This window comes from Bradyrhizobium sp. USDA 326 (assembly GCF_049739485.1).
Classification (GTDB): domain Bacteria; phylum Pseudomonadota; class Alphaproteobacteria; order Rhizobiales; family Xanthobacteraceae; genus Bradyrhizobium.
Window position 1 is genome coordinate 2680965 of sequence record NZ_JBMGQA010000001.1, and the last position, 12755, is coordinate 2693719.

14 protein-coding genes and 1 tRNA gene are annotated in these 12755 nt (G+C 64.4%); 12 read left to right on the forward strand and 3 right to left on the reverse strand.

Going from position 1 to position 12755, the window contains the following annotated elements:
- Positions 1–129: 129 nt before the first annotated feature.
- The 7 genes from ABIG06_RS12800 to ABIG06_RS12830 all read left to right on the forward strand — a co-directional run bounded on the left by ABIG06_RS12800 (position 130) and on the right by ABIG06_RS12830 (position 7876).
- A complete protein-coding gene (locus tag ABIG06_RS12800; RefSeq protein WP_370136887.1) occupies positions 130–1503 on the forward strand; it encodes a hydrolase in 1374 nt (457 codons plus the stop codon).
- Positions 1504–1538: 35 nt separating this feature from the next.
- Entirely contained in the window at positions 1539–2909 is a 1371-nt protein-coding gene (locus tag ABIG06_RS12805) for a cytochrome P450 (RefSeq protein ID WP_370136889.1), read from the forward strand.
- A gap of 50 nt (positions 2910–2959) precedes the next feature.
- Positions 2960–4369, forward strand: coding sequence for an adenylate/guanylate cyclase domain-containing protein (locus ABIG06_RS12810; RefSeq protein ID WP_124161942.1), 1410 nt, complete (start codon positions 2960–2962; stop codon positions 4367–4369).
- A gap of 180 nt (positions 4370–4549) precedes the next feature.
- The gene (locus ABIG06_RS12815; RefSeq protein WP_370136891.1) at positions 4550–5038 is read left to right on the forward strand and encodes a TerB family tellurite resistance protein; all 489 of its coding nucleotides are present in this window, start codon (positions 4550–4552) and stop codon (positions 5036–5038) included.
- A 222-nt stretch (positions 5039–5260) separates the two neighbouring features.
- A complete protein-coding gene (locus tag ABIG06_RS12820) occupies positions 5261–6040 on the forward strand; it encodes an SDR family NAD(P)-dependent oxidoreductase (RefSeq protein ID WP_370136893.1) in 780 nt (259 codons plus the stop codon).
- Positions 6041–6170: 130 nt separating this feature from the next.
- A complete protein-coding gene (locus tag ABIG06_RS12825) occupies positions 6171–6965 on the forward strand; it encodes a glutamine amidotransferase (protein WP_124161939.1) in 795 nt (264 codons plus the stop codon).
- A 98-nt stretch (positions 6966–7063) separates the two neighbouring features.
- A complete protein-coding gene (locus ABIG06_RS12830; RefSeq protein ID WP_370136894.1) occupies positions 7064–7876 on the forward strand; it encodes an enoyl-CoA hydratase in 813 nt (270 codons plus the stop codon).
- 73 nt (positions 7877–7949) lie between these two features.
- On the opposite strand, the gene ABIG06_RS12835 is transcribed toward ABIG06_RS12830, so the two are convergent.
- Positions 7950–8025 (reverse strand) — tRNA-Ala (locus ABIG06_RS12835).
- 206 nt (positions 8026–8231) lie between these two features.
- On the opposite strand from ABIG06_RS12835, the gene ABIG06_RS12840 reads away from it, so the two are divergent.
- The 3 genes from ABIG06_RS12840 to folD are packed head-to-tail and all read left to right on the forward strand — an operon-like array spanning position 8232 to position 9777.
- Entirely contained in the window at positions 8232–8522 is a 291-nt protein-coding gene (locus tag ABIG06_RS12840) for a YggT family protein (protein WP_018645113.1), read from the forward strand.
- Positions 8523–8537: 15 nt separating this feature from the next.
- Positions 8538–8882, forward strand: a complete 345-nt coding sequence (locus ABIG06_RS12845; RefSeq protein ID WP_370136896.1) for a DUF167 domain-containing protein — start codon at positions 8538–8540, stop codon at positions 8880–8882.
- A 10-nt stretch (positions 8883–8892) separates the two neighbouring features.
- Positions 8893–9777, forward strand: a complete 885-nt coding sequence (folD, locus tag ABIG06_RS12850) for a bifunctional methylenetetrahydrofolate dehydrogenase/methenyltetrahydrofolate cyclohydrolase FolD (protein WP_370136897.1) — start codon at positions 8893–8895, stop codon at positions 9775–9777.
- 134 nt (positions 9778–9911) lie between these two features.
- Here the strand turns inward: folD and ppa are convergent, their stop codons facing one another.
- Together ppa and ABIG06_RS12860 are read right to left on the reverse strand one after the other, a co-directional pair.
- Positions 9912–10448, reverse strand: coding sequence for an inorganic diphosphatase (ppa, locus tag ABIG06_RS12855; RefSeq protein WP_370136899.1), 537 nt, complete (start codon positions 10446–10448; stop codon positions 9912–9914).
- Between the two features lie 178 nt (positions 10449–10626).
- Positions 10627–11136, reverse strand: coding sequence for a GNAT family N-acetyltransferase (locus tag ABIG06_RS12860; RefSeq protein ID WP_024338772.1), 510 nt, complete (start codon positions 11134–11136; stop codon positions 10627–10629).
- Between the two features lie 267 nt (positions 11137–11403).
- Here ABIG06_RS12860 and ABIG06_RS12865 point away from each other — a divergent pair, with 267 nt between their 5' ends.
- On the forward strand, positions 11404–12309 hold the full coding sequence (locus ABIG06_RS12865; protein WP_424578290.1) for an alpha/beta hydrolase family protein: 906 nt from the start codon (positions 11404–11406) through the stop codon (positions 12307–12309).
- Positions 12309–12716: a thiol-disulfide oxidoreductase DCC family protein gene (locus ABIG06_RS12870; RefSeq protein ID WP_370136904.1), complete on the forward strand. Its 408-nt coding sequence runs from the start codon at positions 12309–12311 to the stop codon at positions 12714–12716. The genes ABIG06_RS12865 and ABIG06_RS12870 overlap by 1 nt, the downstream gene beginning before the upstream one ends.
- Positions 12717–12755: the final 39 nt, after the last annotated feature.

The window sequence follows — 12755 nt, forward strand, 5'->3', positions numbered from 1 at the left end:
CATATGGGCCGGTAGAAGTGGTCCCGGCGATTCCGGCAAATTCAGTGATGCCCGCGAAAGTCCTTCGCTGTCCAGTGGTTGCGCCGCTATAAGCAGTGCAAAGAGCCAGGTCCTGCCGGGGAGTAACAGATGAAGCTGTCGCGACGGACGATCCTGCGGGGCGTTGGCAGCTTGCCTTTCGCGGTTGCGAGCATGCGGGCCGGCGCGATGGCCCAGACCGCGCCTTTGGCGGCGCCCAATGCGGAGGTGCCGCCGATCCTGTTCGTTCACGGCAATGGCGACTATGACGCGCTCTGGATGACGACCCTGTGGCGGATGGAATCCAACGGCATCGCCCGCGAGCGCATGATGGCGATCAATTTCACCGATCCCCTGGCGCGCAGCGACGACAAGGTGGAACAAGCGAACCGCTCCTCGACCGAGGACCAGCGCCGCGAGCTCGCCGCCGCCATCACTGAATTGAAGCGCCGGACCGGGGCGGCGCGCGTGGCCCTGGTCGGCAACTCGCGCGGCGGCTATGCGATCCGCAACGTCATCAGGAACGGCGGTGCGGGCGATGTCAGCCACGCCGTGCTGTGTGGCACGCCCAATCACGGCGTGTTCGCGACCGACGACCAGCCGAACAACGAATTCAACGGCCGCGGCACATTCCTGCGCGGCTTGAACGAGGGCGAGAGCGAGGTGACGCCCGGTGTGGCCTTCCTCACCCTGCGCAGCGACGGCATGGACAAATATGCGCAAGCCGACGGCCGCTTCATCGGCAAGCCCGGCACGCCGACCAATGTCACGGCCGAGGGGCCTGAGCTGAAGGGCGCCACCAATCTCGTGCTCGGCGCGCTCGACCATCGCGAGGTGGCGTTTCACCCGCGCGCGTTCCGCGAGATCTACAAGTTCATCGCCGGGCGCGAGCCCACGCGCATCGCGATCGTGCCGGAGACCAACGTGAAACTGAGCGGCCTGGTTACGGGCACGCCTTGCGGCGTGCCGACCAATCGTCCGGTCGCGGGCGCAACCGTCGATGTCTTCCGTGTCGATCCTGATACCGGAGAGCGCAAGGGTGGTGCGCTGCACAGCGCAAAGACCGCTGCCGACGGCCGCTGGGGACCGGCGCAGGTCGATCCTGCCTGGTCGCTCGAATTCGTCCTGACCTCGCCGGATGCGCCGACGACGCACATCTATCGCTCGCCCTTCCCACGCTCGTCCGACCTGGTGCATCTGCGGCCTGCGCGCCCGCTCGGACCGGCCGACAAGGACGCCGACGCCATCGTGATCATGTCGCGGCCGCGGGGCTATTTCGGCCTGCCGCGGGACGTGGTGCTGTTCGACGGCAAGGAGCCGGCCGACGTCAAGCCGGGCGTGCCCACGGATGCGACAGCAACCCTGCGGCTTCCGACCGGCGAGGTCGGGCGTAACATCGTGGCCCAATTTGGCGAAGAACGGATCGTGGCACGCGCCTGGCCTGCCGCCGAGAACAGGATTGCGATCGCCGAGCTGACTTATTAGCTATTTGCCTGCGCCACATCTCTCGGGAGGGAGCCATGAATATCGCCAGTGTGCGTCGGCCCATCATCCCTCCGGCTCCCCCGCGTGCGCCCGACGACATGTCGTTCTTCGGCCGTCTCGCGGTTGTCAGGCAAAATATGATCGCGACCTGGGGGCAGCGCGCCTATGAGGAAGAGGTCATCCCGGGCCGTTTCTTCTTCCGCAACAGTTTCATCCTGAACCAGCCGGACGCGATCCGGCACGTCCTGCTCAGCAATTACGAGAACTATACGCGCACGCCGGCCGGCATCCGCATGCTGCGCCCCGTGCTCGGCGATGGTCTCCTGATCGCGGAAGGTCATTCCTGGACATTTCAGCGCCGCACCCTGGCGCCGGCCTTCACGCCGCGCGCCACGGCCAATCTGGTCCCGCACATGACGGCGGTGCTCGACGAGACCATCGCCAAGCTGGATAGCCGCACCGGTGAAGGGATCGACCTGCGCGAGATCATGCAGCGCATGACGCTCGAGATCGCCGGGCGCACGATGTTCTCGTTCGGCATGGATCGCCACGGCGCGACCTTGCGCAACTTCATCATGGAATATGCCGCGCGGCTGGGACGGCCTTACTTCCTCGACATGCTGCTGCCTGTGTCATGGCCGAGCCCGATGGATTTCGCCCGCGCCCGTTTCCGCAAGCGCTGGACCGCGTTCGTCGCGATGCTGATCGCCGAGCGGCGCGCGATGGGCAAGAAGGAAGGTGCGCCGCCGCGCGACCTGTTCGATCTCATGGACGAGGCGCGCGATCCCGAGACCGGCAAGGGCTTTTCCGACGAGCAGCTCGTCGACGAGGTCGCGACCATGATCCTCGCGGGCCACGAGACCACGGCAACCGCGCTGTTCTGGGCGCTCTATCTGCTGGCGCTCGATCCCGATGCGCAGGAGGAGGTGGCGTCCGAGACAAGCGGCGAGCATCTCGACAGCATGGCCGATATCGATCGCCAGAAATTCACCCGCGCCGTGATCGACGAGACCATGCGGCTCTATCCGCCGGCCTTCCTTGTCGCGCGTGCTGCGCGCGACAAGGACAACGCGGCGGGCGTCGAGATCGGGAAGGGCGACATCATCATGATCGCGCCCTGGCTGCTGCACCGGCACGAGAAGCTGTGGGATCAGCCGAACGCGTTCATTCCAAAACGGTTCATGTCGAAAGAGGCGCCGGACCGGTTTGCTTACCTGCCGTTCGGCGCAGGTCCGCGCGTCTGCATCGGTGCGCCGTTTGCCCAGGCCGAATCCGTGCTGGCTCTGGCCCGGCTGATCGGCGCATTCCGTGTCGAGCTTGCCGACCCGGCGAATCCCGTGATCCCGCTCGGTGTCGTCACGACCCAGCCGGACCATTCACCCATGTTCCGCATCACGCGTCGGTGACAGGCGCTCGTCTGGCCGATGGCGTGATCCACCCTAGATAGAGACCCGCCATGAGCGACGTCCAGGCCCAGTTTTCCGTTCTGAAGCAGACCGCCGATCCCGATGTCGTGGAGGCCCTGGCGCAACTGATCGCCAACGGTCACGACCGTGACCTCAACCGGATCAATGCGCTGGATTTTGCCAACCGTACCGGGCTCGACCAGGAGAAGGTCATTTCCGGATTCCTGCACGCCTCGCGGCTCGGCCTGTTCGACATGAGCTGGAACGTGCTGTGTCCCGGCTGCGGAGGCGTGTTGGGCGCGCATGCCACGTTGAAGTCGTTGAAGCACGACGACTACAATTGCGCGCTCTGCGCCGCCGGATACGAGGCCTCCGTCGACGAGATGGTCGAGGTGGCCTTCACCGTCAGCCCCCGGGTCCGCCGCATCGGTGCCCATGATCCCGAGACGTTGCCGATCTGGGAGTATGTGCGGCAGATGTTCTGGAGCTCGGGCGTCGACATCAACGACGAATCCTTTTCCCGCCTGATCAACGAAGTGACGCTCGAAGCGCTCGAATTGCCCGCTGGCGAGAAGGCGATCCTCTCGCTCAATCTGCCCAGCCAGTTCATCATCGTGTTCGAGCCGGTCACCCATTCCGCCCATTTCCTGGACGTTCAGGGCGAGCCGACCAGCGAGCGTCAGCAGCTTTCGATCATGTTCAACAAGCTGGAGGCGCCGACGGGGACGACCGTGATGCGCCCTGGACCGTTGCGTCTCACGCTCGAGAACCAATCGGGCAATCGCGTGTTGCCTTCGGTCTGGATTGCCGCCGACGCTCTGCATGAGATGATCGGCAAGCGCAAGCCGATCCTGACCGCCAAGCGCATGCTGTCCAACCAGACGTTCCGTGACGTTTTCAAGGCCGACAACCTCAATGTCGACCAGCGGCTGAAGATCACGTCCCTGACGTTCCTGTTCACCGACCTGAAGGGCTCGACCGCGCTGTATGAGCGGGTCGGCGATCTCAATGCCTTCGATCTCGTGCGGGCGCACTTTCGTGCCCTGCTGGAGATCATCGCCGCCGAGAAGGGTGCGGTCGTGAAGACGATCGGCGATGCCGTGATGGCGACCTTCGTCAGGCCCGAGCACGCCATCGTCGCGGGACTGCACATGCGCGCGGCGATGGAGGAATTGAACAAGCAGCGCGGCGCCAACGACCTCATTCTCAAGATCGGTATCCATGAAGGTCCCTGCCTCGCGGTCATGCTCAACGAGCGGCAGGATTATTTCGGCCAGACCGTCAACATCGCCGCCCGCGTGCAAAGCCTGTCGACCGCGCAGGAGATCCACATCACCGGGCCGGTGGCGGACGCGCCGGCGGTGGCCGAACTCCTCCAGCGGCGCGAGATCAAGCCGATCCAGAAACAGGCCGCGCTCCGTGGCATCGCCGACAAGATGGTGGTCTACGAGATCCCGTGAGGCATCATTCGTCATTCCGGATTCGATGCTGGCGCATCGCCCCGGAATGACGGTGAACAGATTGCCGAAACGTAATGCAGTGTGCGGAACTGACGCCGTTGCGCCGGTTGAGATTCCCGCTCATATAATGCTGGTCACGGCCGCGCTCCTCGCGGCCGTCATCGATCTCGGTAGGACCTTATGCTCGACGGCTTACGTCAATTCATCGCCGACATTGTCGGTCCTCAAGCCTCGGACCGCGCATTCGGCGACAGCGATTATCGGCTGGCGGCCACTGCACTGCTGGTCCATGTGGTCTCGCTGGACGGCGAGCCGAGCGCGGCCGAGCAGCGCAAGCTGCACAGCCTGATCGAAAGCCATTTCGGGCTCGATCGCGGCACTGCGGATCGTCTGATCGCGGACGCCACCCAGGTCGAGGGCGAGGCGGTGGACCTTTATCACTTCACCAGCGTCATCATGCGCTCACTCGACGAAGAGGGCCGCAAGCGCATCGTCCGGATGATGTGGGAGCTGGTCTACGCCGACGGCCAGGTCAGCGAGTTCGAGGACAATGTCGTCTGGCGTGCGTCCGACCTGCTCGGGATTTCCCAGCGCGACCGGATCGAGCTGAAGCACGCGGTCGCGGAGCGTGCCGGTGGTCAGGTCAAGGATAGCGCCGTCGGCGGCTGACGGCGCTGGCCTCGGCGAATCGCGGCCTGCACGGACACATGACGAAAGTTTAATATCTCCGTCGCCGGCGCCGAATACGCCTGCAAATCAACGGTTTTTCACCACTGTCCGTCGTTCCGATCAAGCGTCCATGCTGCCGGTGCCGCTTGCCTGTTGCGCACGGCCTATGCTCTCGTTCCGCCATTGCGGGGCGAAAAAGCTTGGATTCAAGAGACTTCCATCGTGGCTGAGCGGGTGACGTTGATTACTGGTGCTTCGGCGGGCATCGGGATGGAGCTGGCGCGTGTGTTTGCCGCCAATGGACACCGCCTCGCGTTGACCGCGAGACGGGCGGATCGGCTCGAAGCGCTCGCGAGCGAGCTCGCTGCCAAGGGCGGCAAGAAGCCGATCGTGATCGCCTGCGATCTCGAGAAGGCGGATGCCGGCGAGACGATCGCGGCAGCACTTGCCGCCGCAGGTGTCGAGCTCGACAATCTCGTCAACAATGCCGGCTTCGGCGTGTTTGGCGACGCGATCGAGCGTGATCGCGTCGAGCAGCTCGGCATCATCGATGTCAACGTCCGTGCCTTGACGGATCTGTCGCTGCGCTTTGCTGATCAGCTCATCAGGAACAAGGGCGGTCTTCTCAATGTAGGGTCGGTCGCCGGTTTCCTGCCCGGCCCCGGCATGGCTGTCTACTACGCGTCCAAGGCCTATGTGATCTCCTTGACCGAAGCGTTGCGGGCGGAGCTTGCACCGCGCGGCGTCCGCGTCACCGTGCTTTGCCCGGGTCCGGTGCCGACCGAATTCCAGGCCCGCGCCGGCGTTGGATCGCAACATGATACGGCCGTTCTCAACGTCTCTGCTGCCGAAGTTGCGCGGGAGGCGTATCGCGGCCTGATGGCCAACAAACGGGCAGTCCTGCCGGGTCTCGGCATCAAGATTGTGCCGCTCGCGCTGCGTTTCTTCCCGCGCGGGTTCATTCTTGCTGCCACCAGCCGGTTCCAAAGGCAGAGGCGCTGAAGAACGCCCCGGCGCATCCGTAGTGGCCCGGAGCTTGCTTCGGGATCGGGGCGTGTGTGCGCAAACTCACACGATGTTAACCATCGCTTAGTTATGCTGGCGGTCTGAACCGATAGCACTCGCAGAGGCCATGTCGTTGCGGACGGACAGGTTTGGTGGCGCAGAGGTGGTGCCCTTCCCACGGAGGGCGCCAAGCGCCGCCGCCTCCCAAACCCGGCTGCCGGTTCTGATCGTCCTGCATCAGGAATGCTCGACACCGGGCCGCGTCGGCAATGCGCTGCGCGCGCTCGGCCACCGCCTCGACATCCGCCGTCCCCGCTTCGGCGATCCCCTGCCCGAGACGCTCGATCAGCATGCCGGCGCCGTGATCTTCGGCGGCCCGATGAGCGCCAACGATCGCGATGACTACATACGCCGCGAGATCGATTGGATCGAAATTCCGCTCCGCGAGCAGCGGCCGTTCCTCGGCATCTGCTTGGGTGCGCAGATGCTGGCGATGCAGCTGGGGGCCCGCGTCGCGCCGCATGCGGAGGCGCTGACCCAGATCGGGTACTACCCGATCAGGCCGACCGCCGCAGGCCATGCGCTCTGCCCGCACTGGCCGGCGCAGGTCTATCACTGGCATCGCGAGGGATTTGAGCTGCCTGTCGGCACCGAGCTGCTCGCCGAGGGCGATGATTTTCCGGTGCAGGCGTTCCGGGCCGGCAATGCCTTCGGCGTGCAGTTTCACCCCGACGTGACCTACGCGATGATGCATCGCTGGACCACGCGCGGCTATGATGGTTTCAGCGCGCCCGGTGCGCGGCAGCGGCATCATCACTTCGCGGATCGTGCCGTCTACGACGTCGCCGAACGCGCCTGGCTCGATCACTTCATCAATGGCTGGCTGGCGCGTCGGCCGGTGCTGGCGCAAGCCGCCGAGTGATCGCGCCTTCACGCAAGTCCTTGCCTCTGCCCTCGATATGCTAGGCTCTCTGCAAACGAGCGCGCACCAATGCGTGCCGGCAAGCAAGGGAGAGCGCCGTGGCCTACGAACACATTCTCTATGAAGTGAGCGACAAGATCGCGACCATCACGCTCAACCGCCCCGACCGCATGAATGCGTGGACGCCGATCATGGAACGCGACGTGCGTCACGCGATGGAAGCATCAAGTGCCGATGACAATGTCCGCGTCATCGTGCTCACCGGCGCCGGCCGCGCCTTCTGTGCCGGCGCCGATATGGATGCACTGAAGGGGCTCGACCCCGATGACGTCAGGCGTGCCTCGAACCTGCCGCCGTTCGACATGAATCGTCGGCCGGATTGGCAAACGCGCTACGGTTATTACCCTTCGATCAGGAAGCCTGTGATCGCCATGCTCAACGGCGCCACGGCCGGCATCGGGCTGGTGCACGCACTGTATTGCGACCTGCGCTTTGCTGCCGACAACACCGTGTTCACGACGGCGTTCGCGCGGCGCGGTCTGATCGCCGAGCATGGCATCAGCTGGATGCTGCCGCGAATCGTCGGCCACGCCAATGCGCTGGATCTGTTGCTCTCGGCGCGGCGCGTGTCGAGCGCGGAGGCGCTGCGGATCGGGCTGGTCAACCGGCTCTCTCCGCCCGACAAGCTGCGCGAGGAGACCCTTGCCTATGCGCGCGATCTCGCCGATTTCGTCTCGCCGAGCGCCATGGCTGTGATCAAGCGTCAGCTCTATGAGGTGCCGTTCCAGACGCTTGCCGAGGCGACGATCGAAGCCAACCGGGAGATGATGGTGGCGCTGAACGGGAGTGATTTCCGGGAGGGCGTGGCGAGCTTCATGGAGAAGCGGCCGCCGAGGTTTACGGGCAGGTAGGGGAGGAGACAGTCCGTCTTCGCCCTTTAGGCTCCGGCGTGGCTGCGCCACGCGTAGCCCGAAGGGCGAAGCGTGGTGGAGCCAGGCGGGATCGAACCGCCGACCTCGTCATTGCGAACGACGCGCTCTCCCAGCTGAGCTATGGCCCCTTTGCTGGCCGCTCTGGTGAATGCGGCCGACAACCGGGCGCCATTTAAGTCCCCGCCAAGGTCAAGTCAAGGACGGGCGTAACCCGGTTTTAGCCATTCCGGTGCCCGAACTTCCCTTGTTTGGGCCTGACGGAACCGATATCTAGCAAACGGGGCGTCAATCCCGACCGAGCCAGAGTTTTCAAAAGCCAGAGGCCTCATAAGCCATGCGTGCCGTTCTCGACATCGTCATCATCGTGCTCGACCTCTACGTCTGGCTGCTGATCGCCTCCGCGATCCTGTCCTGGCTCATCGCGTTCAACGTGGTGAACACCCGCAATCAGTTCGTGTCGGCGGTGGCGGAGTTCCTGTACCGGATCACCGAGCCGCTGCTGGCGCCGATTCGCAATTTCCTGCCCAGTCTCGGCGGCCTCGACATCTCGCCGATCATCCTGATTCTGATCATCATGTTCATCGAGCGGGTGATCCTGTACTACATCTACCCCAACGTGATCTGAGCAGGCTGGAGCGCCTTGGTTGCGAAAGAAGCTTCTAGGGAACCCTGGCGTTACTCGGCCTCAGGAATCAGCCTCGCGTTGCGGGTGACGCCGCGCGGCGGGCGCGACGACATCGACGGCATCGAGCAACTCTCGGATGGCCGCAGCGTGCTCAAGGTGCGGGTACGCGCCATTGCCGATGGCGGCGAGGCCAACAAGGCCGTTCTGGTGCTCCTGGCGAAATCGCTCGGCGTTCCCAAGAGCAGTGTAAAGCTGCTATCCGGAGCCACCTCGCGGCTGAAGCAGATCGCGGTCGACGGCGATCCGGCGCGGCTCGGCGAAGCCCTGCGCCAGCTTGTGTCGGCCAAATCGAACGACTGAGGGAACTGACATGACGGCCAAGATCATCGAGGGAAAAGTCATTGCCGCGGAGTTGCGCGCCCGGGTCGCTGAGGAAGTCGCCCGTGTCAGACGCGAGCACAATCTGATCCCCGGCCTTGCTGTGGTCCTGGTCGGCAACGACCCCGCCAGTGAGGTCTATGTCCGCTCAAAACACACACAGACCCAGGCCGCCGGCATGGCCTCGTTCGAGCACAAGCTGCCGGCCGACGTCTCGCAGCACGATCTGCTGGCGCTGGTCGCAAAGCTCAACCGCGATCCGGCCGTGCACGGCATTCTGGTGCAATTGCCGCTGCCGAAGGGGCTGAACACCGAAGCCGTCATCAACGCCATCGACCCCGCCAAGGACGTCGATGGCTTGCATCCGAACAATGCCGGCCGGCTCGCCGGCGGCTTCGAGGCGCTGTCGCCCTGCACGCCGCTCGGCTGCATCATCCTGACTAGAAGCGTGCACGCTTCGCTCGAGGGCATGAACGCCATCGTCATCGGCCGCTCCAACCTGGTCGGCCGCCCGCTGGTGCAACTGCTGTTGAACGAGAACGCCACGGTCACGATCGCTCATTCGCGCTCGCGCGATCTGCCGGGTCTCGTAAGGCGCGCCGACCTCGTCTATGCCGCGGTCGGTCGGCCCGAGATGGTGCGTGGCGACTGGCTGAAGCCGGGCGCGACCGTGATCGACGTCGGCATCAACCGCATCCCGAAGGAAGACGGCAAGACCCGTCTCGTCGGTGACGTCGCCTATCAGGAAGCGCTTGCCGTTGCCGGCGCGATCACCCCGGTGCCGGGCGGCGTCGGTCAGATGACGGTGGCGTGCCTGCTGGTGAACACGCTGCGGGCAGCCTGCGCGATCGCAGGGCTGCCGAAACCGGCGGTGTAGGTAAACTCTCGTGTCCCGGACGCGGCGCGGCATGAAATGACGCGACGCTGAGCCGGGACCCATGGCGCCACTGTACTGGGCCCCGGCTCAGCAGCGCATCGTTTCACGCTGCGCTGCGTCCGGGGCACGGAAACCTAGCCCTTCTTTTTCTTCTCGCGCTCGATGCCTTCGAGGATCAGCTTGTGCGCCTCCTCTGCGCCGCCCCAGCGCAGGATCTTCACCCATTTGCCCTTCTCGAGATCCTTGTAGTGCTCGAAGAAGTGCTGGATCTGCTGCAGCGTAATGTCCGGCAAGTCGGAATAGCTCTTCACCTTGTCATAGCGCTGCGTGAGCTTGGACGACGGCACCGCCAGAATCTTCTCGTCGCCGCCGGCTTCGTCCTCCATGAACAGCACGCCGACCGGACGCACGCTCATGACGGCGCCGGGAATGATGGCGCGGGTGTTGATGATCAGCACGTCGCAGGGATCGCCGTCATCCGACAGCGTGTGCGGGATGAAGCCGTAGTTACCCGGGTAACGCATCGGCGTGTAGAGGAAGCGGTCGACCACCAGCGTGCCGGCCTCCTTGTCCATCTCGTACTTGATCGGTTCGCCGCCCACGGGGACCTCGATGATGACATTGACGTCGTGTGGTACGCTTTTCCCGATCGAGACCGCATCGATACGCATTCAAGGCTCCGTTGTTGCCGAGGTGAAATCGCGCCCGGCAGCGATTTTGGCGCTGTCATACGCGGGCTTGGCCCGCTGATCCATCGCGTTTTTGTGAAATAATGAATCCTGCGATCACCGGCCCAAAAGGCAACGGCATCGACCGACGGAAAACGCTGCCGAATCAGGTTTCAGCAGCTCAATTGGTCCAGGCGAAGGCAACCTTGTCGAGCGCCTTCGGCCCGAACCGCTCCGACGAGCGCGCCACCATGCGGCCGCCCAGGGCCCGGTAGAACTCGGTCGCCGGGTCGTTGTCCGAGAGCGCCCACACCACCATGCTCTTCAGCCCGCTCTGCATCAGGTCGCGGCGGGCGGCCGCGAACAGGCGGCGGCCGAAGCCGAGCCCCTGGAATTCCGGGCGCAGGTAAAGCTCGTAGATCTCGCCGTCGAAATGCAGGCTGCGGGCGCGGTTGCGGCCGTAATTGGCATAGCCCGCGATCTTGTCACCGAACACGAGCACGCTGACGCGGCTGCCCTTGCGGATCGCGCTGTCCCACCATTGCGGACCGCGACGGTTGATCAACTTCTCCAGCTCGGCGCCGGGAATGATGCCCTGATAGGCCGAGCGCCAGGCTTCGTCATGAGTGGACGCCACCGCAGTTGCATCTGCAGCTTTGGCCGGCCGGACCTCGATCAGGGTTGTGCTCATGGACACGATCAAACCAAGTCGCCGCGCCGGCGGCAAGAGCTATCGTTAATTATCGGTTAACCTGTGGACTTTCTGCATCAGTATTATGGCCATGTTGTACCGAAAGAGGACAAGCCGCCGTTCTAAACGGTATCCTCCGGCCATATGTCGGTGCAAAAACTAGGCTGCGGGAACGGGAAACGGCAATGGCAACGCAGAAAGTCCGCCGACAATGATTCGTTCCTACTAGTCTGGCTGTCGCAGTTCGCGTTCGCCCCTCGGCAATTCATGCGGCTCGTCAACACCATCGCGCTTCTGCCTCTGCTGGCCTTGCTGACTGCGGCGCCGCTACGCGCACAAGTCGCGTTTGGCCCATCCGAAGAGGAGGGCGAACCGCTTCGCCGACAAGCGTGGCGGGTGCCGTCGTCGGATGGCGACCTTGCCGCGCGTGCGCTCCTGTTTCGTCCCCCTGGCCCAGGTCCATTCCGGCTCGCGGTGATCGCGCACGCCTCGACGCAGAACGCTCTGCGTCGTGCGCAAATGCCGCCGCCGGAATACCGCCCGCTCGCCGCCTATCTCGTCGCGCGTGGATTTGCCGTGCTGGTGCCGGAACGGCTCGGCCATGGTGGGACCGGCGGCCGCTATGTCGAGGACCAGGGCGGCTGTGACGAGGCCGACTATGCACGCTCGGGCCGCGCCACGGCCGATGCAATCTCCCTCGCGCTGGGCTATTTGCGAGAACAGGATTTCGTTCGCAAGGATGCCGCGATCGTGATCGGCCATTCGGCCGGCGGATGGGGGGCGCTGGCGCTCTCCAATGCCGATCCGAAGGCAATCTCCGCGATCACAGTGTTTGCGCCGGGGCGCGGCGGCCATGCCAACGATGAGCCGAACCAGGTCTGCGCGCCGCATACGCTGCTTGCCGCGGCGGCGGAGTTCGGCAAGGCGGCGCGCATTCCCGTCACATGGCTCGTTGCTGACAGCTATTTCGCGCCGGCATTTTCGCAGAAACTCGCTGATGCGTTTCGCGGCAGTGGCGGCAAGGCCGAGTTTCGCTCGCTGCCGGCCGTCGGCAGCGAGGGCCACTGGATGATCGAAAGCGAAGCCGGCGTCAAAGCCGCAGGCAGCGAACTCGCGCGGGCACTGAACGAGAATAGGCCAGCGGCCGTCAAGAAGCCTCGGGACAATCGCTGATGGGAATATGGCCCGACGACGACGTGATCCTGTTCGACGGCGTCTGCATCTTCTGCTCGCGCTGGGTCCGGTTCGTTGCGAAGCGCGACATCGGAAAGAGGTTTCGCTTCACGGCCATCCAGTCGGAATATGGGGCGCGGCTGGCGCGCACATTCGGCATCGATCCGGCTGATCCCGACACCAACGCGATGATCCATGGTGGCGAGGTCTTCATGAAGTCGGATGCCGCGCTGACCGTGCTGTCGCTTTTGCCGGGATGGGGTTGGGTGCGCGCACTATTCGCGATGCCGAAGCCGCTGCGGGACGCCGTCTACAGCCTCGTCGCGCGCAACCGCTATCGCATCTTCGGAAAGTATGACGCCTGTTTCGTGCCTGATGCGGATTTGCGGGCGAGAGTGATCGAGTAGCCCGTTATTGCGAGCGCAGCGAAGCAATCCAGGATCTCT